This is a genomic window from Lysinibacillus sp. FSL W7-1291, from assembly GCF_038593415.1.
GTDB lineage: Bacteria > Bacillota > Bacilli > Bacillales_A > Planococcaceae > Lysinibacillus > Lysinibacillus fusiformis_D.
Genome location: NZ_CP151994.1, coordinates 1,435,729 through 1,461,224, shown reverse-complemented (window position 1 = coordinate 1,461,224; position 25,496 = coordinate 1,435,729). Strand labels below are relative to the sequence as shown.

The 25,496-nt window shown below is 36.0% G+C and carries 20 protein-coding genes; 7 read left to right on the top strand and 13 right to left on the bottom strand.

What is annotated here, in order from left to right; all coding sequences use genetic code 11:
- The first annotated feature begins 190 nt into the window (after positions 1–190).
- The gene (locus NST76_RS06930) at positions 191–1,177 is read left to right on the top strand and encodes a BMP family ABC transporter substrate-binding protein (protein ID WP_342544840.1); all 987 of its coding nucleotides are present in this window, start codon (positions 191–193) and stop codon (positions 1,175–1,177) included.
- On the top strand, positions 1,174–2,835 hold the full coding sequence (locus tag NST76_RS06925) for a methyl-accepting chemotaxis protein (RefSeq protein WP_342544839.1): 1,662 nt from the start codon (positions 1,174–1,176) through the stop codon (positions 2,833–2,835). The genes NST76_RS06930 and NST76_RS06925 overlap by 4 nt, the downstream gene beginning before the upstream one ends.
- Before the next feature lie 597 nt (positions 2,836–3,432).
- Here NST76_RS06925 and NST76_RS06920 read toward each other — a convergent pair.
- Positions 3,433–4,191, bottom strand: coding sequence for a glucose 1-dehydrogenase (locus NST76_RS06920; protein WP_036127043.1), 759 nt, complete (start codon positions 4,189–4,191; stop codon positions 3,433–3,435).
- 165 nt (positions 4,192–4,356) lie between these two features.
- On the opposite strand from NST76_RS06920, the gene NST76_RS06915 reads away from it, so the two are divergent.
- From NST76_RS06915 to NST76_RS06905, 3 genes are all read left to right on the top strand, one after another.
- Complete coding sequence (locus NST76_RS06915; RefSeq protein ID WP_340812682.1) at positions 4,357–5,556, top strand: helix-turn-helix domain-containing protein; 1,200 nt, start codon at positions 4,357–4,359, stop codon at positions 5,554–5,556.
- A gap of 120 nt (positions 5,557–5,676) precedes the next feature.
- Positions 5,677–6,675 carry a permease gene (locus NST76_RS06910; protein ID WP_082673685.1) on the top strand — a complete coding sequence of 333 codons (999 nt, stop codon included), beginning with the start codon at positions 5,677–5,679 and terminating at the stop codon, positions 6,673–6,675.
- 11 nt (positions 6,676–6,686) lie between these two features.
- Positions 6,687–7,613 carry a TIGR03943 family protein gene (locus tag NST76_RS06905; RefSeq protein ID WP_036127048.1) on the top strand — a complete coding sequence of 309 codons (927 nt, stop codon included), beginning with the start codon at positions 6,687–6,689 and terminating at the stop codon, positions 7,611–7,613.
- Positions 7,614–8,040: 427 nt separating this feature from the next.
- On the opposite strand, the gene NST76_RS06900 is transcribed toward NST76_RS06905, so the two are convergent.
- The 11 genes from NST76_RS06900 to NST76_RS06850 all read right to left on the bottom strand — a co-directional run bounded on the left by NST76_RS06900 (position 8,041) and on the right by NST76_RS06850 (position 19,787).
- The gene (locus NST76_RS06900) at positions 8,041–9,297 is read right to left on the bottom strand and encodes an NtaA/DmoA family FMN-dependent monooxygenase (RefSeq protein WP_231744974.1); all 1,257 of its coding nucleotides are present in this window, start codon (positions 9,295–9,297) and stop codon (positions 8,041–8,043) included.
- A 241-nt stretch (positions 9,298–9,538) separates the two neighbouring features.
- Positions 9,539–10,672: a CamS family sex pheromone protein gene (locus NST76_RS06895; protein WP_342535437.1), complete on the bottom strand. Its 1,134-nt coding sequence runs from the start codon at positions 10,670–10,672 to the stop codon at positions 9,539–9,541.
- Between the two features lie 364 nt (positions 10,673–11,036).
- The gene (locus NST76_RS06890; RefSeq protein WP_036127069.1) at positions 11,037–11,432 is read right to left on the bottom strand and encodes a VOC family protein; all 396 of its coding nucleotides are present in this window, start codon (positions 11,430–11,432) and stop codon (positions 11,037–11,039) included.
- 89 nt (positions 11,433–11,521) lie between these two features.
- Entirely contained in the window at positions 11,522–12,439 is a 918-nt protein-coding gene (locus tag NST76_RS06885; protein ID WP_058843359.1) for a serine hydrolase, read from the bottom strand.
- A gap of 88 nt (positions 12,440–12,527) precedes the next feature.
- Positions 12,528–13,622, bottom strand: coding sequence for a HAMP domain-containing sensor histidine kinase (locus NST76_RS06880; RefSeq protein ID WP_197412990.1), 1,095 nt, complete (start codon positions 13,620–13,622; stop codon positions 12,528–12,530).
- Between the two features lie 22 nt (positions 13,623–13,644).
- Positions 13,645–14,337, bottom strand: coding sequence for a VanR-ABDEGLN family response regulator transcription factor (vanR, locus tag NST76_RS06875; RefSeq protein ID WP_197412989.1), 693 nt, complete (start codon positions 14,335–14,337; stop codon positions 13,645–13,647).
- Between the two features lie 192 nt (positions 14,338–14,529).
- Complete coding sequence (locus NST76_RS06870) at positions 14,530–15,108, bottom strand: pyridoxamine 5'-phosphate oxidase family protein (RefSeq protein ID WP_058843356.1); 579 nt, start codon at positions 15,106–15,108, stop codon at positions 14,530–14,532.
- A gap of 130 nt (positions 15,109–15,238) precedes the next feature.
- Positions 15,239–16,012, bottom strand: a complete 774-nt coding sequence (locus NST76_RS06865; RefSeq protein WP_058843355.1) for a DUF817 domain-containing protein — start codon at positions 16,010–16,012, stop codon at positions 15,239–15,241.
- A 200-nt stretch (positions 16,013–16,212) separates the two neighbouring features.
- On the bottom strand, positions 16,213–17,640 hold the full coding sequence (locus NST76_RS06860) for an amino acid permease (protein ID WP_058843354.1): 1,428 nt from the start codon (positions 17,638–17,640) through the stop codon (positions 16,213–16,215).
- A gap of 279 nt (positions 17,641–17,919) precedes the next feature.
- Entirely contained in the window at positions 17,920–18,825 is a 906-nt protein-coding gene (gene rocF / locus NST76_RS06855; protein ID WP_271912690.1) for an arginase, read from the bottom strand.
- Positions 18,826–19,199: 374 nt separating this feature from the next.
- Positions 19,200–19,787: a TetR/AcrR family transcriptional regulator gene (locus NST76_RS06850; protein WP_036127086.1), complete on the bottom strand. Its 588-nt coding sequence runs from the start codon at positions 19,785–19,787 to the stop codon at positions 19,200–19,202.
- A 332-nt stretch (positions 19,788–20,119) separates the two neighbouring features.
- On the opposite strand from NST76_RS06850, the gene NST76_RS06845 reads away from it, so the two are divergent.
- Positions 20,120–21,112 (top strand): acryloyl-CoA reductase, encoded by a 993-nt coding sequence (locus NST76_RS06845; protein WP_340812680.1) that lies wholly within the window; start codon positions 20,120–20,122, stop codon positions 21,110–21,112.
- 309 nt (positions 21,113–21,421) lie between these two features.
- Complete coding sequence (locus tag NST76_RS06840; RefSeq protein WP_342544837.1) at positions 21,422–22,549, top strand: acyltransferase; 1,128 nt, start codon at positions 21,422–21,424, stop codon at positions 22,547–22,549.
- A 75-nt stretch (positions 22,550–22,624) separates the two neighbouring features.
- On the opposite strand, the gene NST76_RS06835 is transcribed toward NST76_RS06840, so the two are convergent.
- On the bottom strand, positions 22,625–25,111 hold the full coding sequence (locus NST76_RS06835) for an S-layer homology domain-containing protein (protein ID WP_342544836.1): 2,487 nt from the start codon (positions 25,109–25,111) through the stop codon (positions 22,625–22,627).
- Positions 25,112–25,496: the final 385 nt, after the last annotated feature.

Sequence of the window (25,496 nt, the reverse complement as noted above, 5' to 3'; positions counted from 1 at the left end):
AGAAATCTTCATAAATATATTACTTAATTAGTCATCTAGGTTTATAATATTAACTTATTATGTATATAGAAATGACTATTTATTCTTATGCTCTACATAAAAATTTATTTTCATTGTAGTCTGACATCAGACTAAAAAAATTCACATTTTGCCGATATATAGGCTATAAACAACAGGAGGTACAAACATTTTGAAGAAATTGATGATTACTTTTCTTTTGATGGGTCTATTGCTAACAGGCTGTTCATCCGCACAGACAGAGACATCAACTGAAGGATATAAGATAGGCGTTTTACTATCAGACGCGGGACTAGGCGATGAATCATTTAATGATTCAGCTTTTAAAGGGCTCGAAAAGGCTCGAGATGAGCTTGGCATTTTGTTTGATTACAAAGAGGCTCCTGAGGGTGATTATGAGGACAAGCTGAACGAGCTTGTAGCAGAAAAATATGATATCATCATTGGTCTTGGTTTCTCTGTACAGGAAGCACTAGAGAAAACTGCGAAACAATATCCCGACCAACAATTCATATTGATTGATGGGCAATCTGATGTTGACAACATTATTTCGATTACCTTTAAAGAACAAGAAGGCAGTTTTTTAGTTGGTATGGTTGCTGCTATGACAAGCAAGACAGGGAAAATTGGCTTTATTGGTGGTGCAGATGCCCCTGTTATTCATCACTTTGAAAATGGCTTTATCGAAGGAGCTCGTTATGTACAACCAACTATTGACATTATGAGCGAATATGCGGGTACCTTTGATGACACGCAGGCTGGTGCAGCAATAGCAGATCAATATATAAAAAATCACGTTGATTTTATTTATCATGCAGCTGGCTTTACTGGTTTCGGCGCCATTAAAAAGGCCGAGGAAATGGGGATTTATGCAGCGGGTGTTGATATCGATCAATTTTTTGTTGCCGAAAAGACGGTTGTCACATCCATGCTAAAAAATGTGGATCTTGCTGTCTATCAACTTGCTAAAACATTAGTAGAGGACGGAAAAATTACCCAAAAATCGTTTGCATTAGGGCTAGCAGATCAAGGTGTGGGACTAGCTGATATTCGTGTCATTCAACTAACATCAGAGCAACAGGCTGCCATTGAAAAGGCACAAGAAGCCATTATCTCGGGCAAGATAAAAGTTACTGCAGAAAAGGGGAATGGCCAGTGACATTACGTAAAAAATTATTTATGAATACACTCATCCCAATCGTACTGGCTATGGCTATGATTGGCTTTATTATCATTCAAACATTTAATATCCAAACAACTGCACAGGATGACACGAAACTTTTGCTTGCAGTGAAAGAGCTGGAGCAAAGTTTGGTTGTGGCCAGCCAATCATTAAATAATTATACCTATTTAGATAGTGAAGCGAATAAAAATGAAGCACTTGCTATTTTACAAGAAACAAAAAGCAATTTAGAAGCATTGGCTACTCTCACAAGAATACCTGACCATCAACAGATTATCGACAAAATTTCTGATAAATTTGAAGACCTAGAAAAAGCTACAGAAAGCGGCTTTCAAGAAAACAACCGCTCTGAAATAAAAAAGCAATCTATCCGAATTAAAGGTATTTTAAACGATATGCATTTGCTCAAAAAAGAAACGAACGAATGGTATCAAGAGATGATACAAGTGACAAAGCAAAAAATTGGTTTTATTACAACCACTACAATCATCGGCAGTGTGCTATTAATTTTGGCAACGATTATTTATTCATATGTGGCAGCAAAAAGAATTACCAAACCGATTAATCAGATTGTAGAGTGTGCACAGGGGGCAGCTACAGGAGATTTAACTATAGATACCTCTACACTCTCCTATCAACCAAACAGTCGATACGAGATTGATCAACTATCGGAAAGCTTTTCACAGATGATGAATAATTTGAAAAGTACTGTACAATCCATCGATCATATCGGTAAGGATGTTAACGTATTCACACAAGATGTGACAAGCCATATGAGAAATATTCATGAAAGCAGTAATCAAATTGCCACATCTACTGACGAATTAGCAAAAGGTAGCTATACGATGTCAGAAGATATTCAATCTGTGGCCATCCTTATGAATAATATGACCGACCAATTTAAGGGGGTTATGCAAACAAGTGAGCAATCCGCTAACAATGGTAAACAGGCATTAGAGGCTGTTCAAAATGGTCAGTATTCATTAGAAAAACAATCAACCATTGCAAAAGATATTTCGACGACATCACTTGATATTAAAGAGGCTGTTACGCAATTTTCGCAATTCACTTCAGAAATTGAAGGAGCGGCCAATGCTGTCCACACTATTGCTAGCCAAACAAATCTATTAGCTTTAAACGCTGCCATTGAGGCTGCCCGTGCTGGAGAAGCCGGTAAGGGGTTTGCCATTGTCGCAGAGGAAGTGAAAAAGCTTTCTTCTGAAACGGAGAATGCAACAAATTTAATCACTTCTATGGTCACACATATACAGGATGGCATCTCACATATTCTTACTACGGCTGAGCGAGGATATCAGCTTTCAAATGAACAGTCCCATTCAATGGTAGAAACGGAACAATCATTTGCTGTCATTGCGACACATATCGCAGACATTCATCATGATTTACAAAGCCTTACAAAGGAAATGGTTCAAACGAATGAAATGAGCCAGCAAGTGAATAGTACGATAGAAAATATTTCAGCCATTACAGAAGAAACAGCAGCAGGTACAGAAGAAATTTCAGCTTCGACACAGGATCAGTTACTTGCCTTCCAAAAAATTAGCGCTAAAATTGACGATCTGCAAGGTATGACAGATACATTGATGCATGAGCTGAAAAAATTCACCTTATAATATCTTTGCCAAACAAAATCCAGTGAATGAATGTTCACTGGATTTCTTAGTGTTGAAAAACAAAACCACCCATAGAATTTATGTGAAAGGTAAAAAAGGATTTCTGTTGTAGGCTACTTGCTTTCCTGTGGGCGAGCGCCGAGCCGCTTCCTCTGCTACCGTGCAGGGGCACGCCTGTCTCGCTATCCTACAGGAGTCAAGTAGCCTTCCACTCCAATCCATAAAATAAAAATGTTCACTTTTTAGCAAAAAAGTGAAGGTATTCACTACTCTTTTATGGAGGGGTGTTGTCACACATCACTTCTCCACATTGAAAGTAAGAGAGGCTATCCTCTCTTATAATATAAATAATGGGCTATTTTGTTCAGGAAAAGACACTTTTGCAGAATGGTTGATTGGAGTGGATCCAGCGTCACAGAGGAGACCCTGGAACGAACGCAGTAAGTGAAGTGGCTCATCGGACGCCCCCTGGAAAGGACGCTGGCGGAACGGAAATCAACCCCTCGCCTTACAAAATTGCTTATTATGCCGTTGACATTACCTTTTTTCAACAACAGGAAATCCAGTGAATAATGTTCACTGGATTTCCTCTTTTTATTATAAAGTTAAGCCGCCATCAACTACCACGATTGAGCCTGTCATATAGCTTGCTTTGTCTGATGCTAGGAAAACAACCATTTCAGCCAGTTCCTCTGGTTTTGCATAGCGTCCCATTCTCATATTTGGAATTTCTTCTGGAATATAGCCACCTGTTTCAAACATAGTTGTTACACTGTTTGTTAATGCTGTCTCTACGCCTCCTGGACAAATTCCGTTGATTCGAATCCCCTTTTTTACATACTCTAAAGAAGCTGCTTTTGTTAAACCTACTACTGCATGCTTACTTGCAGAGTAAACAGCCATACTATGCTCACTACGAATTCCAGCTGTTGAAGCCGTATTAATAATAGAGCCGCTACCTTGTTCTTCCATTACCTTTAAAACATATTTTAAGCCAAGGAATACACCTTTCACATTGATAGCCATAATACGTTCATACTCTACATCCTCAATCTCTGTTAATGGAGAAATTTTTTGAATAACTCCTGCATTATTGAAAAATATATCAATGCGTCCATAAGTATCAACAGCAACATTTACATATTTTTGAACATCTTCGTTTCTCGAAACATCTGCCTGAACGAAGATACCTTCTCCACCTTGCTTTTTAATCAAGCTTAATGTCTCTTCCCCTGTTGCTTTGTTGAAATCAACGACTACTACTTTTGCACCATTGCTAGCAAGCTTCAAACTGCTGGCTCTTCCAATACCGCTTCCAGCACCTGTTACAACTGCAATTTTATTCAAAAGATCCATCTTCTATTCCTCCCTAATATTTTGAAGTCATTGTCTATTTTATTGCTACTTCTCTCTTTTTTATTGTATTATTTTACACAAAATAGTACTTTCTCATTGTCTATACAATAAAAATTGAAACTGCTTTCATTTTGATAGTATTATTACGAACGGGGGTGCAGAAATGTGAAAATATCCACTATCGATCTTCAATATATAAGTCAACTAATTTCTGAAATACATCATCTCCCTGTCTCTTATATTAATGTAGCGGGAGAAGTAGTTTTTGAATATTCATCAGCAGAATATACCAGTAACCCATCCTATATTTCTCTAAAGGAACAGCTAAAAACATACCCATATCATACGACTTCAAATAGCTATCCTATTTTTTTCTCTATAGCTGAATGCAATTATTTTTATATTAACTTAACAGTAGACAATCAATATTTAGGGGCGCTTGTTGTTGGACCGTCCCTTTCACCAGTAATAGAAGACACTATAAAATCAACTATTTATCATGAGCCTGATTTGTTTCCTACTCTCCATTATCAGCAATGCTTAGCCATCAGTTTATTTGTTTATTATTCAATCTACCAAAAAAAAATATCTAAAACAGCTGTGATTCACCACAACCACGCGTTAAAGCCCCTTATTCGTCATGAGGGACATACTGCGCTTGAACTTTCCTATGCAAGAAGAAAAGATAGTGTGCATACAAATCTTTACTATGAAAAAATATTGTTAGACAATGTGAAAAATGGGCGGATGGAGAAATTAAACGAAGTCTTGAACTATTCCATTGTCGGACAAGCACAACTTGGAGTGCTTTCAAAGCACAATCATTTAAGAAGTGTACAATATTTGATGATTACAGGAATTGCACTAATTTGTCGTGCTGCTATTGAAGGTGGATTAAATGAAGAAACAGCCTTTACATTAAGTGATTTTTACATTCAAAAACTTGAGGATCAAAGCAGCTTAATCGACATTCTTTCGTTAATGGAGGAAGCTATTTATGATTTTACACGTCGTGTGTCACAAGCTAAGCAAAACAAATATTCAGCACCCATTACAACCTGCATCCATTCGATCGAAAATCAACTATATAGTGAAATAACACTCAATCAACTTTCAGCAATTTGCCACTTAAGCCCCAATTATCTTTCTTCCTTGTTTAAAAAGGAAGTAGGGATTTCCTTTAGTGAATATATTCAGCAACAAAGGATTGAAGAGGCAAAAAAGCTGTTAACCTATACAAGCTACCCCATTTTAGACATTGGTTCATTACTTAATTTCACAGATCAAAGCTATTTTATAAAAGTTTTCAAGAAATTTACAGGTATCACCCCTAAGCAATATAGAAATAAGGATGTCCATCAATAATAAAGAAAGTAAAAGAATGTTCGTGACCAGCTTTTACTTTCTTTTTACATAGTAAAAGTCATACTTGCAGTACCACTTGCATATTTTAAAACGTAATCATTACACTTTAAGGAGGTACATGTGGAACGTCTCCATCTTTCAAGATATGTATTGAATTTTTGGTTCATCTTCATGCTATTAGTAAGCTTGCTACCATTCCTGTTATTCAATATCTCAGCATTAAGTGATTTAAGTTCCTCTTTACTCAGTCTGCATACTATTTTTTTAAGTATTTTAATTGAGGCATTACCGTTTGTGTTAATTGGTATCATCATTGCGGGCTTTATTCAGATTTTTATCACAGAGGAACATATTCAAAGGTGGATTCCTCAAAATGCGGTAATGGCCGTTGTCATGAGCTGTCTTGTAGGCGCATTATTTCCAGCCTGCGAATGTGGAATCGTGCCTATTGTGAGAAGATTGATTGCCAAAGGTGTACCGATACATGCAGCTATAGGCTTTATGTTAACTGGCCCACTCATTAATCCAATCGTTATTCTCTCTACCTATATGGCATTTGGAAATGATTTGAAAATAGCCAGCTTACGAATGCTGCTAGGTTTTGTTATCGCTATTGTCGTAGCATTACTCATTAGCTTGTTTTTTAAAGGTTCACAATTTAAAAGCTCCTTACAACCTCATTCATTGGCAACAGCTAACCAACCAACATCCTTTGTCACAAAACTATTCAATATGTTCAAACATGCCATTGATGAATTTTTTGATATGGGCAAATACTTAATTATTGGGGCATTTTTAGCTGCTTTTGTCCAAACCTATGTATCTACCAAAACACTCGTAGAAATTGGAGATGGCGTATCCTCCTCTATTTTGGTCATGATGGGCTTAGCCTTTATTCTTTCACTTTGCTCGGAGGCAGATGCCTTTATTGGGGCATCCTTTAGTGCTACTTTCTCAACCCCATCCATTCTTGCATTTCTTGTTTTTGGTCCTATGATTGACTTGAAAAATACCATTATGTTAATGAGCGTATTTCGCTTCAAATTTGTCTTCTGGTTAGCCGCCTTAGTGGCTATCATTGTCTATATTAGTATATGGATTCTTTCACCGTATCTCTAAGGGGGAAAACCATGAAATTTCACGTTCAGCAAGCGCTAAGAGCCCTTATTCTACTTGCTTTCTCAGCTATGATTGCGAGCTTGCATTGGACCGGGGAACTAACAAAATTCATTAACCCCAAATATGAAAGTCTTAGCCAAACAGCTGCCATTTTATTTTTTATACTGTTTCTTGTTCAGCTAACAAGAGTCATATCATTTACTCAGACGACCCATCATTGTGACGACAGTGGACATGCTTGCTGTTCACATCATGACCATGGTCATTCAGTCTTTACACGCAAAAAATGGCTAGCCTATCTTATTATTATGACACCAATTTTGACGGGCTTCTTCGTGCCTGCCAAAATTTTAGATGCTGCAATCGCTGATAAAAAGGGTGGGGCCTTCTTTCTCACTCAGCAAAGTCAACCATCCAAAATTGAGGATTACCTCACTTCAAATGAAACGATTGATGAAAATATCTATGACGAGCATGATCCTGACCCTAAACTAATGGAGGAAAAGCAGGAAATGACAAAAAAGCAATATGAACAATTAAAGCAACAGCTATCTCAACAAACTATGCTGAAAATGACAGATGAGGATTATACGATTTATTACGAGGACATGCATCAACATCTAGCAAACTATTTAGGGAAGCAAATCCAGTTAAAAGGCTTTGTTTTGAAAGAAGATAGCTTTACAGAAAAGCAACTAGTGGTTTCCAGATTCCTTATTACCCATTGTGTTGCTGATGCAAGTATCGTAGGCTTTTTGACAGAATTTCCTGAGGTTCCAACTATCAAAGAGGATACATGGATTGAGGTAATCGGTACAATCGGTCAAACAACTTATGAGGGTGCAAGCCTACCCGTTATTCATATTGATGATTGGGTAACAATTGAACAGCCTGAATCACCATATCTTTACCCCATAAATATTCGAATGAGTTTCTAGCAACATGAAAGGGCAAAGTTTATATCTTTGCCCTTTCATAGTGTTGAAAAACAAAACGATCCATAGAATTTTTGTGAAAGGTGAAAAAGGATTTCCGTTGCAGGCTACTTGCTTTCCTGTGGGCGAGCGCCGAGCCGCTCCGTTTAGAGGCTCGCCTGTCTTGCTATCCCACGGGAGTCAAGTAGCCTTCCACTCTATAAAAATATTTCTTGTTAGCAAAGTTTTTCAAATAAAGTGAAGGTATTCACTACTGGTGTTGTCACTCATCACTTCTCCACATTGAAAATAAGAGTCTATCCTTTTACCACATGGTGGATTGGAGCAGCGGCTTATCGGACGCCCCTGGAAAGGACGCTGGCGGAACAGAAATCAACCCCTCGCCTTTCAAAATGACTGTTTCTGCCGTTGACATCACCTTTTTCATCTATTAATTGGGTAATAGTACATCTAGACCTAAATGGGAACGTAATGTGCTCCCTTCATATTCAGCACGGAATAGCCCCCGCTCTACTAGCATAGGGATCACATCACTAAAGAATAAATCTAAAGATTTCGGAGGTCCACCTGGTACAGCAATAAAGCCATCCAATGCACCCTCCTCATAAAAAGTAATGATTTGATTGACAATGTCCTGTGGCGTGCCGATTGCCACAAGGTGAGCTGAGCCAATTACTTCTGGACGTGCAAGCAATACCTCAACAGTTGGTTCATTGTCGATAATATAACGACGCACCAAATCGGCATGTGTTTTACTACGTACTTTTTGATCTTTTGGCGGCAGCATATCAGCCGTTATCTGATCTTGCAGTGCCAAATGACGAATATCCATGCCTATCACTGATTCTAGAGCACTATAGCGACGCTCAAGTGTTAAATGTGCATGTGCTTGACGGTACATTTCGAGTGCTTCCTCATATGTATCGCCTATAAAGAAATAGAGCCCTGGTAATAACCGAATATCATCGGCTGAACGACCAACCTCAACCGCGCGTTTACGCAAGTCATTACGCATTTCAACACCCACCTCCATAGCAGGTGTCGCTGCAAAAATCGCATTGGAAACAGTAGCCGCAAATTGACGACCTACATCCGATGCACCTGCTTGGAAGAATGGTATATCTCCTGCTGGATGCATAGGTAGATTTAAAGGGCCATTAATATGGAAAAACTCACCCTCATGCTCAATCGGCTTGACAAGCTCATTTATTTTCTCTAAATCACCATTTGTTTCTAATACTTCATAGGGATGACTATGCCATAGCTGTTTCACGACCTCTATACATTCTGAGGCTTTAGCATACCTCTCCTCTGATGAAGCCATAGGTTCATTACTGAAATTATTGGCCCCATCAATGGAAGTGACGATATTCCAGCCTACTCGTCCCTCACTAATCCAATTCAACGATTGCAATTGACGTGCAATCAAATATGGTGGTATAAAGGATGTCGAGATGGTAGTCACTAAACCAATCTGCTTAGTTTCTCGTGCCACCGTTGCCATTAAAAAGCTAGGATCTAAGCCAACCGTTCCTTTTGTTTTAGCCATTAATTCTGGATGTGCTACTAAATAATCAGCCTTAAATAAAAAATCTAATTTAGCTTCCTCAGCACGCTGTGCAAATGCAATATGTTCATCAAGTAACGCACCCTTCTTACCATGATTACCATGTACAGCTATATGCATGCCAATAATAAGATGTCTTCTCATTGTTATATTCTCCTCTCTTTAATTGAAAATGATTATCATTTTCATAATAGGCTTACTTTTTAAATATTGCAACCAAATCCTTTACATACAAAAAAAGACAGGTACCTAATGAATAAGGACCTGTTATTTTGATTGCTATTTATTACTTTTCGTTTACTATGCCCCATGGAAAATCATGAGTCTCTCATTTGAGTTGCGACGACTTTTTACATGATAGTTAGATAGGATTTGCGAAAATTTGTTTTTCTGTCGGTTCCCATAGAACAATTCCCACATCCTTCTTCTGATCAATGATCCGAACGGTAATAGGGATATACTCAAATAAAATCGTATTTAATTTTGTACTAATCAGTTGTAACAAGCCTACTAATTCTGCATCATTGATTAGCGGCGCGTGTACTTCCATTTTAATATCTGTTAATTTGCCCTCTTCATAGCGAAGTCTCCCTATAATTTTAGGGTTTAAATGCTTAAACCCTGCTTGAATATCTTCTTTAAAAATTAATAATTTATTATACATATTTTGATCTAAGCTATATAATGCCTCTGATGGAAATGAGTAATACTTTTTATCAATCTCAGACCACTTTGCTATAGTATTTTCTCCTTTTGCAATAAAGGTTTCAGCTAAAAATAAGCCAGGAATAATATCATTTATATTGGATTCCTGATATAAAGTTAAATAAATAGGGACTTCCGGTATCTTTTTATTGTTTCTTATATCCTGAATGATCTTGCCAGCTATTTTTTTGCCGTAATTTTTCACATCATTGCTATCATCATCATTTTGATCTACTTTCACTTGTCCTGTGTAAATTAACCCTTTGTCATCCGATACACGTATATCATAAAATTCATTTAACGATATCGCAATCGACATTCCCTCTAGCTTGTTACTTTCCTTATGAATAAAATTATGTTCTACTACATGAGAGAGAATTAGCGGATACTTTTTCTCATCCTCTAAAACATCACCAGTTCTAGTTTCAATGGCTGGATTCAAGCCAATACCTTCCTCTGTTTTTCTCCCTAACCATTGCTTAATCATTTGCTCATCCAAATATTGACCTTCCTGCAAATAATACTTTTCAGTTGCAAAATGATTCACAGATAAATCCATGAGTCCCCTCTCTATTTCATTTATATTTAACGCATTATTCATATTGTTAACCATTAAGCCTCGCGCAATATTACTTTTTGCAGGCTGTTGAATTTCATAGGCTTCCTTTTTTTGAATAGATGAAATATACATTTTTTCATTCGTCGTATCAGGCTCAACCTCACCACTACTACAAGATGCTAATAACCCTATGGATGCGATTAAACTAAATAAACACTTTCTCTTTTTCATCACAAATACTCCTTGATCATATGTAGATATTTAATATTTCCATAATTTAACCATACCAAATTTTACAAAACAAAACATCATATATTTACAAATATCACCATTCTATAGTGAGATCAAAAAAACCTATGTTCAAGAAAAAATGAACATAGGTCTTTACTATTGTAGATGGTTGTGAGAAAAGTTCATTTTTGATCAGGTGCAGTCTTCTAGCTTTGGAGTGGTTTCTTCATGTTTATAAGGAGTTCTCTCTTCCAATGAGCCGAGACCAATCTTTTCTAAGCAACTCCCTCACTTTCTCAGCGCAGCCTCCAACTGAAGCGGCTTCCCCATTTTTGAGCATTACCCCTCAACTATGGAGCGAATGCTACTTTGCATTTTTATCAGGTTGGTGAATGCCAAAAATATTGCCTTCTGTATCGATATAATAGCCTTGCCATGCCATCCCAGGTAAAGCATGTTTCGATATAGCTACTTTGCCACCATTTTCAAGAATTTTGGCTTCTGTTCCATCGTAACTTTCGACACCCATGGTACAAGCAAAGCCATTCAACGCTTGATTGACTTCTGGTGGTGGGCCTTGTCGTTGCATTAACGCACCATTAATACCAAGTTCATCTTCCTCACCTGTCACTGCTCCAAAGTACGGCATGCCTGCATAGTCACTCCAGTCTTGAAATGACCAGCCAAATACTTTCCCGTAAAAATGCTTTGCCCGCTCCATATCATTTACGTGGATTTCAAAATGAACTAATCTTCCCATAGTACCCTCTCCTTCAAGGTGAATATATTCACTATATAGCATCTTCAAAAAGATTGAAAATTAAAACATATAGAAAATAGTCACCAGTTTTACAATTGACTATACACAGAAAATGCATCCGTAATGTTATATTGCTCCGTCCGAGGACCTCCTTCAGCTCCTACTGTCACTAACACATATTCTTGTCCATTAACAGTTGCTAAACTTGCTAAACATAATCCTGCATCCTCTGTATAACCCGTCTTGCCACCTAGGATTTTCCCTCCTGGCAATACACTTGATGTCATATGCTGAAACATTCGATTAGTAAATGTAATACCCTCCGGATGAAGGTTCGTTGACTTAATAGAATATCTTTCTGCTGTATAAACATTTCGAAACTCATCATTTGTTAAGGCATATTGTAAGAGTAGTGACATATCTTTCACAGTTGTATAATGATCTGGATGATGCAGTCCTGTTGTATTCATAAAATGAGTATTTTTCATTCCCAGTTGCTGCGCCTTATCATTCATAAGCTTTACAAATTTCCGTTCTGAACCAGCAGCATATTCAGCTAAACCAATGGATGCCTCTGCACCTGATGGCAGCATGGAACCATACAATAAATCCTCTATCGTCAACCTCTCATTCGGAAGAAAACCTGCCACTGAAGCATTTTCCTCGTATAAATCATTAAAGATGTTTTTAGGTAAAACGATTTCATCTTGTAAGCTTGGAATTTGCTCAATCGCGACTAAAACAGTCATCATTTTCGTCAAAGATGCAGGATAAATGACTTCCTCACTATTTTTATCTAATAGTACTTGATTTTCATCTAAATTCACTAAAATGGCATTAGAACTATATAAATCGATATTGAGCATATCGCTACTCATCGTCGATATTACTTTTGGTGAATCAACCATCTCCTGACGTAATGTTACAGGTGTTTCTTTCAATATCAAATAAACAAATACGATCATGAACAGGAACAATATACTTACAATACCTTTTCTTGTGAACATAAAAACAACTCCTTCTCTTTATGCTTTTATTGAACCATAAAAAAAGGAGCTTATTTTTAATTAACTATTAGTGAATTCTTAAGGTTTCTTAAGAATTGGCTGGAATCATAACTATGAACACGGTTTGATTGTGATGAGAAGTAGCTGTAATTGTCCCTCCATGGGCTTGCACAATTTCATTTGAAATGGCTAAACCAAGTCCAGCACCACCCGTTTGTGTAGACCTTGCACTATCTAAACGGTAAAACTTTTCGAATATCATCTTTAATTTTTCAGGCGGTATGGTCTTCCCTGTATTCTTAAATGAAATAAACGTTTGATTGTTTTCATTTTGTGCACTAATTTCGATTGTACTATTGGGTTCACTATAGGCAATTGCATTTTTTAAAATATTATTAAATACCCTTGCTAATTTATTTCTGTCTGCATAGATAGTCATCTCTCCATCTATATTGACGATGGCTTTTTGACCCTTTGGTGCTAACAATGGGTAAAACTCATCGGCTACTTGCATTAACATATAGTTAAGAGGAATAAGGTCTTTCTCTAAAACGATGGATTGTAAATTAAATCTTGTGATTTCAAAAAACTCATTGATTAATTGTTCTAGTCTATAGGATTTCTCTAATGTAATCGTTACATATTTTTCTTTTTGCTCAACAGGCATATCCCTTGCCTCATCTAAAAGGCTTAAGTAACCAATGATAGATGTTAAGGGTGTTTTTATATCATGGGCTAAATAAACAACCAGATCATTTTTACGTTGTTCTGCTTCTTGTGCATCCCTCGCACGCTTTTCTAATTTATATTTCACATCATTTAATTTCTTCTCTAAAAAATCGAGCTCTGTCGGAAGATGAATTTCCTTCTCTGACTCATCTGCAAGCATAATGATACTGTTACTAATTTGATGAAAATAACGAGTAAAACGAGAGAGGGCAATATAAAAAATGATCAACAATAATAGGATAAATCCTATAGTAAGCCAAAGAGGTTTATTTTGTTGAAATAACACATTGTAGGCATTTTGTGCAGCAAAGTAATCGAGCTGCAAGACATTTTCGCAAAAGGCTATAAAAGCATCTGCAAAGGGAGCTTGTAAAACACCATCAATGAATGCAAAGTTGATTATAAAACCTATTATGATTGCTATAATAAGAATAAAAACGATTTGTAAAATCATCTTCCTCTTCAATCCGCCAAACTCATTTTTCAATGGTATACCCCACTCCCCAAACAGTTTTAATAAATTTTGGGTTTTCCGCAGAATCTTTCATTTTTTCCCTTAAATGTCGTATATGAACCATTACGGTATTATTGCTGTTAAAATACTTGTCCCCCCAAATTTCTTGAAATAATTGCTCTGAACTAATGACCTTCCCTCGATTTGTACACAAATACCATAGAATTGCGAATTCCGTAGGGGTTAGGGATACCTGTCTTTCATTTAAAAAGACCTGCCGTGTGTTCTGATTGATCATCAAACCAGCGAAATCAATGATATCTTCTGTTTGCTTCGAACCTTGGTTGTACAATGTAAATCTTCTTATTTGTGCCTTGACACGAGCAACCAATTCCAATGGACGAAATGGCTTTGTTATATAATCATCTGCTCCTAAAGAAAATCCATTTATTTTATCAATCTCTTCTTCCTTTGCCGTAAGCATAATCACTGGAAAATTAAATGTTTCTCGGATTTTTTGTAAAATGGTAAAGCCATCTATCTCTGGCATCATAATATCGAGAACAGCTAAATCCACATTTTCCCGCATAATACACGCCAGAGCCTCTTGAGCTGTATAGTACTTAAATACATGGTAGTTTTCATTTTTTAAATATAACTCAATTAAATCTGCAATTTCTTTTTCATCGTCAACAACTAAAATATTCAAATGAATTGTCCTCTCCTTCTACTTACACAATTTCCAATGATTTTTCACAGGCATTATAGCACTTACGAATAGCTATATCTATTAATAAGAATAGGTTATTTAAAGCGCAATAATAAAGTAGAGATGGAAAAAACCTCTTTCCAACTCTACTTTCCATATTGAATCCCAAGCCTTATCGTTATTCGATATTTAATTTGTTCAATTGGTCGCCACAGTAGTAGATTTCCGATTCAAATCCTGTGTTACCACTCTGCCTGAATAATAGTGCATTTGTTCATTTAATTTATGCTCTTTTACGGTTAAATTGGTTGGCCTTACTTTCAGAACAAGCGTCTTACTCCCGAGTGATGATTGATACTTTTCGATATGTGTTTTCGACAAAGGGGCGTGATAATAACCTGGGACATATTTATCAAGCATTGCCTGCATTGCCACAGTAGCCTCATCTAAATCTGTGACAATTTCCACCAAACCATTTGCGATGACACTCATATAAGCTGTATCCGTGTTAGCAGGAATGGGATCTACCATTGTTCCATAATTCTCGCATATAGAAATACATGCATTTGGGTTGGCTGTTAGGATGTCTATTTTCCTGCCTTCATTGGCACCGTGGAAATAAAAACTCCCATCTTTGAAGACATAATTTAGTGGCAGAACATATGGTGTATGTTGATCCACTAAACCAAGAAAAGCGGTTTGTGCGTCTTTTAAAAATGGTTGAATTTGTTTTTCATCTGTACAAGCTCTTTGCAGCATTCGAATGTCTGTTTTCATCTTTTTATCCCCCTATCCTCTACTAAAGAGGAGTCTACAGCAGGATTGCCCTCTAAAAAAGGGACAGTTTTATGAAAAGGGATGGGTACAACTTTCAAATATTGAAATGAAAGTTAGTTATGCACTATCTTTATTCACCTGCATCTCGATAAAATAATTTAAGCTGTGCAACAATCAGAATGCTAATGACTACAAGTAAAAACCAAGAGCTTATTTTGCCAAAATGCACAATCGACCATGCTACCTCTTGATTAGGATATGACCATGCCCCAAAGAAAGTAGCGATATTTTCAGCAATCCAAATGAAAAAGCCAATTAAAAAGAAAGACGCAACGATGGGCATTTGATAGATTTTATTTCGCACCTTAAATTTGACCATTGTTCGATAAAACACCACAAAAAGTAATGCCATTAACAGCCATCTAAAATCATAAATAAAATGATGGGTGAAGAAATTGAAGTAAATCATGGCTCCTAGTGGAATGGCTACATAACTTTTTGGCCAACTCACGATTTTCAAATCGAATCTACGCCAGGCTTGGCAAATATAACTCGCCACACTAGCATACATAAATCCACTATATAATGGCACACCTCCTACTTTTGACCATGCCTCTTCAGGATAAGACCAAGAATTAAAATTCACTTTATACAGTTCTAGCACAAGTCCAATAATATGAAACAGACAGATGACTTTTATTTCATCCTTTGTTTCTAATCCAAATCTATACATCAAGTATTGCGTCAATAGACAGATGACTAGAATGAAATCATATCTTGCTACACCTGGTATTGGAACAGCTCTAGAAAATGCAAGTGTAATAAATATTACAACAGGAAAAATACAGGATAACGATTGTTGATACGTAAAGATTCCTAAATCTTTAACAAAATTTTTTAACATGAATCCACCTCAGATTAGCTCAAAACTAAATTTATTCTTGTATGAAGAATAAACGATAAATTATCCTATTTCAATATTTTTTTATCGAAAAACGATAATTTTTTTCGTTTTATTTTGGAACTATTCTTTGGTAGTTTCGTCTTTGTTGTTCTTTATTAATAAAGAAAAGAGTAGCCACATAATACAGCTACTCTTATTACTTAAAGATACATTTTTTGATCTAATTTTAACTGGACTTCTTGTTGTTTTATTACTAAATTTGTAACTTTTTTCACTTTTAAATAATAAACAATATAACAGCCAATGAAGAAAGCTCCACCACAGTAAAGGGCTAATCGTTGAGCGGGATCAAAAGCCAAGCTTGCCATAACGATGCAGTTTGCCAATAATCCTAAAATAGGAATAACCGGATAGAATGGTGCTTTGAATTTTAAATCCTCCACTTTTCCTCCTTGGCGTAAATAGGAGCGTCTAAATGCAATTTGAGAAGCAGTAATTGCAATCCACCCAATTTGTGCACCTAAACCTGCTAGGGATAAAAGCCACACAAATACGGTATTAGCGGCAAATACGCTTGACAATAATGACAAACCAGCAACAGCAAGGGTAATCAATAATGCATTCATTGGAATTCCTCTTCTATTCACCTTCCCTAACAATGGACTTGCCATCTTTTCAACGGAAAGAGAAAACAGCATACGTGTTGCAGCATATAAACCCGAGTTAGCGACCGATAATAAAGCTGTTAGAATAACAAAATTCATAATATCCGCTGCATACGGAATCCCTATACTATCTAATACAACAACAAATGGACTTTCAACAACACCCGCTTTATCCATAGGAATCATAGCTGCCAATACAAAGACAGATAACACAAAGAAGAACAGCGTACGCCACACAGTTTGTTTAATAGATTTAGGGATTGTTTTTTCGGGATTTTCACTCTCTCCAGCAGCAATACCGATTAATTCTGTACCTTGAAATGAAAAATTCACGGTAATCATGGTAATGAGCAGTGCTGTTAAACCATTTGGAAAAAGACCACCCTCATAAAAATGAGTAAGAAATGGGGCATCTGTTCCATTTTTCATATCGATCAGCCCAAACATAGCTGCTCCCCCAACCGCAAGGAACATCAGGATGGCCAAAATTTTAATGCTTGAGAAGACAAATTCTGCTTCGCCAAAGGCTTTTGCAGATAAACCATTCAAGACAAAGAGCAGTGCAGCAAATATTAGGCACCACATCCATACTGGAGAATCAGGAAACCACCTTTGCATAAGTTGTCCAGCACCTAAAAATTCGAGTGCAACAGTTACTGCCCAGCCTAGCCAGTACAGCCAGCCAACAGCAAAACCAGTGGCAGGACCGATAAACTTCGTCGTATATGTTTGGAATGAACCAGATACTGGCATAGCAACAGATAATTCACCCAAGCATAGCATTGTTAAATACATTACTGCTCCGCCTACTAAATAAGCTAGAATGGCACCGGTTGGCCCCGCTTGATTAATGGTGTACCCTGAGCCAAGAAAAAAACCAGTTCCAATACATCCTCCGAGAGAAATCATAAATAAGTGTCTAGCTTTCATACTTCTTTTCAATTCATATTGTTCTGCTGCCATAAAAAACTCCTTACACTAATTATCTTGTAAGCACTTTCTTTTTTTCGTGCACGACAGATAACTATTTGAAATTTAAATAATTGATAGATGTTCAAGTTAATATATTTTATAAACTGTCAATTTTCTGACAAAATAAAGGCTATTGATGTGCTAGAGCATTTGCTTTTTCTATAGTAAACTTTATTTAGGGAGAGCTAATTTCTTATATTTGGTTGTGGCGACCTTATAGCCTAAGAAAAGTTCTTCCTTTACGAGAGAAATGATGTCACTATCCTTTGTTTACAGTAATGTATCACCAAATAGAGAGCTGATTAAAGCTACAGCAGCAATTGCCGTTTTATTATATTGATCTAATACTGGATTTGTCTCAACAAACTCTGCAGAAGTAATGATATTTGCTTCTGACAGCATTTCCATCGCTAAATGGCTCTCACGGTAACTAATACCACCTGCAACTGGGGTTCCTACACCTGGCGCATCGTTTGGATCAAGTCCATCTAAATCCAAAGATAAATGAACACCGTCTGTACGCTCCTTTAAATAATCAATTGTTTGTGACATTACAGTTGTCATCCCTAAACGATCGATTTCATGCATCGTATACACTTTAATACCAATTTCTTTAATAAGCTTTTTCTCACCTGGATCTAAATCACGAGCACCAATAATCACAACATTTTCAGGCTTAACTTTTGGCGCATAACCTCCGATATTCGTTAGTGCAGGATGGCCAAGACCTAAACTTACAGCTAAAGACATACCGTGAATATTTCCTGAAGGAGATGTCTCACCTGTGTTTAGATCACCGTGTGCATCATACCAAATGACACCTAAATTCTCATAATTCTTTGAGACACCTGCTAATGTGCCAATCGCAATACTATGATCTCCACCTAAAACTAAAGGAAAACGTTTTAAAGAAATTTCATGATCTACTTTCTGACCTAGTTTTTCATTACTTTCTGTGACCGTTTTTAAATTTTTTAAGTTTGTCTTTCCTTCTATTTCTTTATCTTCCTGTTCGATGTCAATGGTTAAATCCCCTTCGTCATGTATGGAATAACCAAGGCCCTCAAGTCGTTCCGTTACCCCTGCATATCTAATAGCACTTGGTCCCATGTCTACCCCTCTTCTAGTTTGGCCTAAATCCATGGGTACCCCAATAATTGTCACTTCTTTATTCATGATCATTTCTCCTCTCCAATAATTACTTTCACAGTATAAAGAAAATGATATACTGACTCAACTCGACATTATTTTAAATTTTTATACAGTTTAAATTATTGAAAACATAGATATTTGCTTGTATAAACGATTGCATAAACGCTATTTCAGTGAATATTAAAACAATTTTTTCCTATTTTAAGCTATCGTTTTACATAAATTACCAAAATGAATATTAAAAATATTCTATTTCCGTTGTTTTTTTTGAAAATTAAGATGGTGATTTTAGCAAAAAAGATAATATATTGATAAATAATTTCTAATTTATTCAAATTAACCCCTTTTTTTCTACATAAAAAAAGCCTTACTACAATAGTAATTAGGCTTTATTATCCCTATTTTAATAATTTCACAATACTATTCAAACAGGTTTCTTTATAAAATTTATGCTGTTCTTCTAAATCACAAGTTAACCATTGTATTAACGAACCATCAATCATTGCTCTCATCATTTTTGCAGAGGCTAAGGAATCAATGTTTGGGCTAAACACACCTTCCCTTTTTCCTAATTCAATAATTTCTTGACCAATTCCCCAGCAATTCTCATAAAATTTTAAGTTGATTCTTTTATAATCCTCATTGCCGTTTGCCTTGGCTAAAAAATCTAAATAGACTCTGTAAAACTTTTTATTATCTTGGGGTGACACAAAAACAGCGTTTAAGTAGGCTTGAAGCTTTTCTATAGCTGTTTGATATTTGCCTATTTCTTGTATTTCAACACTATAGATTTTGCTCGTAGTGGATTCCAGTAATGCCAATAATATATTTTGTTTACTTGTAAAGTAGTAGTGAACTACCCCTTTTGAAACATTGGCATGATCGGCTATGTCTTGTAGTGTAACTTTATCATAACCTAACTTTGAAACAGCATTAAAGGCTGCTTTCATAATTTGTTTTTTACGTTCTTCCTCTTTCTTTTTCATAGATGCCTCCGGTGATTTAATCAATTACGCCTCAGTGTAATTGCCGCTGACGCTTCGCTTGTACGCGAAGAAACAATGCATCCAGATTTTTTTGATTTTGCTCGAAAGCTCATTTCAAAAAACTGTGACATCCGCTGGCGGCTTTATGAGGATTCAACGGCTATCTCCCATTATAAATGAGAGGGATTTCTGTACATAACAATACAAAAACATATACTGAATCAAGTTAAAGCTATTATACAGGAAGAATAGGTAAACTCCAATTTTATATTGACCGGTCAGAATAATTTTGTTACTGTTTATTGGAATTAAATGATAAGGGGATGTTTACTATGACAATAGGAAGTTTTAAAGCATTAGTTGTCAATCAAGAGGAAGAATTTACAGTTAAAGTAAACGAATTGACATTAGCAGACCTACCACAAGGTGAGGTATTAATTAAGATTCATTATTCAAGCATTAATTATAAAGATAGTCTTGCTTCTATTCCTGATGGTAAAATCGTTACTTCCTATCCTTTTGTTCCTGGTATTGATTTAGCTGGAGTCGTTGTTTCCTCTGAAGACCCTCGCTTTAACGAAGGTGATGAGGTCATTGCGACTAGCTATGAAATAGGGGTCTCCCATTTTGGTGGTTTTAGTGAATATGCTCGTATCCCTGCTAAATGGATTGTGCCACTTCCAAAAGGGCTTTCACTCAAGGAAGCAATGGTAATTGGTACTGCAGGATTTACGGCTGCATTGTCTATCAAAAAATTAGAGGACAATGGCATTAACCCTGAAAAAGGAAAAATTCTTGTTACTGGCGCAACAGGTGGTGTCGGTAGTTTTGCGGTCTCTATTCTTTCAACACTTGGTTATCAAGTAGAAGCAAGCACAGGAAAAAAAGCTGAACAGGACTTTTTAAATAATCTTGGGGCTACTTCAATCGTTACTCGGGAAGAAGTTTATGATGGGAAGATTAGAGCATTAGGTAAACAAAAATGGGCGGCTGCTGTTGATTCTGTTGGCGGAGAGCCACTCGCCTCTTTATTAAGTCAAATTCAATACGGAGGTGCTGTTGCGATTAGTGGTTTAACTGCAGGCACACAGCTTCCTACAAGTGTCTTCCCCTTCATTTTAAGAGGGGTAAATTTACTTGGAATTGATTCTGTTTATTGTCCAATGGATATTCGCTTAAACATCTGGCAGCGCCTTGCGACAGATTTTAAACCAGCAAACCTTGGCAATTTCATTCAGCAAGAGGTCACACTACCGCAACTTCCAAATGTTTTACCTCTTTTACTGAGAGGCCAAGCAAGAGGAAGAATTCTTGTTACTTTATAAGCTATTCGATTTAAATTTAAAAAGGTTTGATATACTATCTCATTCCCCTTTTTATTTCCCAGAAAATATTGATAGTCATCATCAATGATACAAAGGCTACTACGCATATAAAGCGTGGTAGCTTTTTTTTGGCTGACATCTCCCTGACATAATGGCCATTTATAGTAATTCATGAACGACCCACTTGCTCACTTTAAACAAATTCAGACGATAATGTTTGTCTAATTTAACATTAACAAGCATACCCATAGAGTATGTAGGCAGCATTTTGGGAACTGAAAACTATAATCAACTTTTGGAGATGATCATATGAAGCGAGCACATATCAATGAATTAAATATTACACGTGCATTAGCCATTCTTGCTGTACTCCTCATCCATTCTACTAGTACACCAGTTACAGCATTATCTAATGAATCAAAATTTTATCCACTATATGTATTTCTCAATATTTTTCCCAAATTCGCTGTTCCTGTTTTTATTTTCTTAAGCGGATTCGTTTTATTTTACAACTATATACAAAAAGAACTAACGAAAGAGCTTATCATTCGTTTCTATAAAAAAAGAGTGACACAAATTCTCATCCCTTATTTCTTTTTTTCTATTTTTTATTATACAGCCATGCAATTTTATGTGACACATGATTTAGTATCCACATGGCATGCTTTATTTAGTGTTGAATTTCTCAAAAAACTATTAATAGGAAAAGCGTACACTCATTTATATTATATTTTTATCATTGTACAGTTCTATCTTATATTCCCTTTATTCTTATATGTTTTAAAGAAAAAGCCAGCCCTATCTCCTCATCTAATTTGGATTGGCTTCGTTCTTCAATGGGCCTTTATTCTATTAAATGCAGAGTTTTGGCAGTATCCCTATAGAGGGAGTATTTCTTTCTCTTATATTTGCTATTTTTTAGCTGGTGCATTTTTAGGTATTTATTTTGAAAAATATAAAGGATGGCTTCAATTAAAAAAAGGAAATTTTCCTATCCCCCTCCTTTTTATATGGTGTGTAGGGCTATTATCTACTATCTATAATGTTTATTTATATTACTATGTTTTTTCGTCACAAACCTATTTAGTGAACAGCACCATATTTGAACTAGTTTTTCAGCTCCAATCTTTAACAGCCTGTATCGTCTTATTACAGCTTTCTTATTGGATCTATAATAAATGGAACCATGCATGGGTCAACGGTTTCATAAACTTAGGAGTAGTATCATTTGGCGTCTATCTATTGCATCCATTTTTCCTTTTCCTTTACAGACAAATTAGTACTGGCGGCAATAGTGTCCTCTATCACCTATGGAGTGCTGGCGGCTTTATCTTTGCTCTATTTATTACATGGATGATTGTGCTGTTAATGGGCAGATTTTTCAAATACCATTGGATTGCTTTTGGGCCTATTCCGCAAAAGTTCCCTTATAAATAAAATTCATAGATTATCATAAAACTAAAAACCCTGTAGAGATATCTCTACAGGGCTTCTTATAATTGACAGGTTGAATTATTTTGAAATAGAACCGTCTTTTACTTTATTGTTATTCACATCAGCTAAGTTAGTTGATTTGAATTCTACTACAATGCTATCTGTTAAAGCATATTGATCTTTAGTTGTCACTTTAAGTTTACCGTTTTCTACAACAGCAGCAGTAATTTTCACAGTAGAGCCAGCAATTTTCACTGTTAAACCTGTTGGTGTAGCTTCATTTACAATACTTTCAGAGAAGTCTACGATAAATGTTTTATTATCTACTACTGTTACTTGAGAAGCTACAGGGACAATATTTTCTTTCAGTGTTACTTGAGTTGTAGCTTTCCCATTTTTAAGTGTATTTCCTTTTGTATCAACTACATTTTTAGCTTCAAGTACATAATTACCATTAGCAGTAATAGAACCTTCAGGTAAAGTGAATCGTACTTTTTTAGTACCATCTACAAATTGAAGTTGAGTTCCAGCAGGTAGCTCTTTTCCGCCAAGTGTGTAGTTAGCAGCATTTGTTGCTGTAGCAGTCACATCTGTAGCATATTCAACAGTGAATACATTGTTATTTATTACAACAACTGGTGTAGCTCCAAATACTAATGAATCTGTAGGCGTTTCAGGTGTAGCTTCGAACGTTCCAGTTGTAACATTAAATGTAATCGTCTCTGCAGTCACGTTTTTAGATAAATCTTTCACTGCTCCAGCAGATAATTCAAATGTGTATGTTGAATTGCTATCTAAATCAATGTCAACTTTAACTGTGTTTTTCTCTGCACCCTCAATTTTGCCATTACCATCTACATCGTAACCAGTACCTTTAACGTCTTTTACCGCTATTTCTTTTCCAGCAGTGTAAGCAATACCGTTCTGAGTTTTAATTGTTAAAATACCATCTACTTTGACAGGCTCACTAAAAGTAAGGTATAAAGCATCTACATCTGTAGTTACCTTCACATCATCAGCTACTAACATTTTTGTAGAAGCAGAGACAAGTGTAGCAGGCGTTGTATCCTTAGTTAGAATAGCATTGAACTCAAATGCGTCTCCAGCATTTCCAGCTACATCTTTTTGTCCTTCTACTTTAATATTTGTATTAATAAATGTTGATGAACCTAACACTGCTTTCGCATCAATCGTGAATACAGTTTTATCAGCTACATCTTTCAAATCAGCATCTTTTAAGTAGAAAACAGTTGATCCTACAGTTACTTTCGCATACCCTTCAACTGAAGCATCAGCATCTACAACAAATTTTTGTTTCATTAATTCTTCTGAGAAATCAAACGTAATTTCTGTACCGTTTACAGCTGTTGAAACAGTTGGTTTTGAATTATCTACATCTGCTTTAGCAACTGTGAAGTTCACAGCGATAGGATTCGCGATATTATTCGCGAAATCAGTGGCACCAACAATATCTACTTTATAAGTTTGCTCAGCTGTCAATCCAGTAATTGTTAATTTTTTACCAGATAAAGTATAGCGATCTTTTGACAGTTCAGTACCATTTAAGCTTACTGTTCCTTCATTTTGTACAAGCTCATCGAAAGTGATCACTGCTGTAGTACCTTTTGCTTCTACAGTATTCACACTAACAGGTGTTGTATCTGCAAAAGTTAATAAATTGTTAAATTCTTCAGTTAAAACTTTAGCATCTGCTTTTGTTTTGACTGGTTTTACAGTCACTTTTCCGTTAGTTAATTTTAACTCCTTATCAGTCGTTAAAGTAACAGACATGCCGTCTTCAGCCACTACTGCACTTGTGATAGCTACGCCTTCAATAGCATACTTCGTTGTGATTGCCGCATCTTTTGCATCAACAGCTGTGTTGAATTTTACTTCAAGCTCTTTTGCATTTAACCCTTTTACAGATGCTACAGCTGGTGTTACCTCTTTCACAGTTGCATCAATTGTACGTTTTACCATAGTAGCGAATTCTTCACGGCTGATTTTATCTTGTGGTGCTAATAATGAACCTTTACCATTGATTACGCCGTTGTCAACAGCCGTTTCTAAGTAAGATACAGCCCATTTAGAAGCCTTCGAAGCATCTGCGAATTGGCTAAGGTCTGCTTTACCTGTTAATTGGTAGCCTTGTACGATAACTTTCGCAGCTTGTTCTCTTGTTAATTGAGCTTTAGGTTCAAATCTGCCATTACCCATACCATCAAATAATTCTGGTGAAGTTGCAAGTACTGCATTATAGAACCAGTCATTTTCATCAACATCTGAAAAATCTTCTGTTCCTGTAGCTTTTAAATCTAAAGCTTTTGATAAAATTTCAGCAGCTTCTGCACGAGTAAGCGTACCAGCTGGGTTGAAGTTCCCTTTTTCATCACCTTGGATGTAGCCTTTGTCAGTTAAAAATTGTACAGCTTCTTTTGCCCAAGATGAAATGCTATCTGCATCATTAAATTCGGCAGCCGATGCTACTGGTACGATTGCTGATGCTACAAGTGCTGCTGTTGCAGTAGTTGCGAAAAATTTACGACCTTTGTTTTGTTTCTTCATAGTATATTCCTCCAGAATTCTAATAAATTATATTATTCTGTGAGAACAATATTATCGCGCTATTCAATTGTTAAAATATGTATAAATTGTTCTCGCAAATAATAATTACAACCAATTATAGGGAAAGCAAACTTCTAAATTTACCAAGATTAAATATCCCAATCAAACTGTAATTTGCTTTACAAGACAATAATATAACTAGATTACCAATAAATAAACGCTAAAAATAAGGTAATTTTACTACTAGATTGGTTATATAGGTAATCTTTTCATAGAAAATTTCTATAATATAGAAAAATAGATAGAATAGGCATAAAGTTCACCTACTTAAAGGGATTATATGTAATCAGTTCTTTTTCATTTACATTTGTTTTATTACTTTCTT

Coding starts and splice junctions, on each gene's coding strand:
- NST76_RS06920 (WP_036127043.1), bottom strand. CDS start 4,191: ATGGATCTTTTGAATAAAATTGCAGTTGTAACAGGTGCTGGAAGCGGT.
- NST76_RS06905 (WP_036127048.1), top strand. CDS start 6,687: ATGAAATTTCACGTTCAGCAAGCGCTAAGAGCCCTTATTCTACTTGCT.
- NST76_RS06900 (WP_231744974.1), bottom strand. CDS start 9,297: ATGCATATAGCTGTACATGGTAATCATGGTAAGAAGGGTGCGTTACTT.
- NST76_RS06895 (WP_342535437.1), bottom strand. CDS start 10,672: ATGAAAAAGAGAAAGTGTTTATTTAGTTTAATCGCATCCATAGGGTTA.
- NST76_RS06890 (WP_036127069.1), bottom strand. CDS start 11,432: ATGGGAAGATTAGTTCATTTTGAAATCCACGTAAATGATATGGAGCGG.
- NST76_RS06885 (WP_058843359.1), bottom strand. CDS start 12,439: ATGTTCACAAGAAAAGGTATTGTAAGTATATTGTTCCTGTTCATGATC.
- NST76_RS06880 (WP_197412990.1), bottom strand. CDS start 13,622: ATGATTTTACAAATCGTTTTTATTCTTATTATAGCAATCATAATAGGT.
- NST76_RS06870 (WP_058843356.1), bottom strand. CDS start 15,108: ATGAAAACAGACATTCGAATGCTGCAAAGAGCTTGTACAGATGAAAAA.
- NST76_RS06865 (WP_058843355.1), bottom strand. CDS start 16,012: ATGTTAAAAAATTTTGTTAAAGATTTAGGAATCTTTACGTATCAACAA.
- NST76_RS06860 (WP_058843354.1), bottom strand. CDS start 17,640: ATGGCAGCAGAACAATATGAATTGAAAAGAAGTATGAAAGCTAGACAC.
- rocF (WP_271912690.1), bottom strand. CDS start 18,825: ATGAATAAAGAAGTGACAATTATTGGGGTACCCATGGATTTAGGCCAA.
- NST76_RS06850 (WP_036127086.1), bottom strand. CDS start 19,787: ATGAAAAAGAAAGAGGAAGAACGTAAAAAACAAATTATGAAAGCAGCC.
- NST76_RS06845 (WP_340812680.1), top strand. CDS start 20,120: ATGACAATAGGAAGTTTTAAAGCATTAGTTGTCAATCAAGAGGAAGAA.
- NST76_RS06840 (WP_342544837.1), top strand. CDS start 21,422: ATGAAGCGAGCACATATCAATGAATTAAATATTACACGTGCATTAGCC.
- NST76_RS06835 (WP_342544836.1), bottom strand. CDS start 25,111: ATGAAGAAACAAAACAAAGGTCGTAAATTTTTCGCAACTACTGCAACA.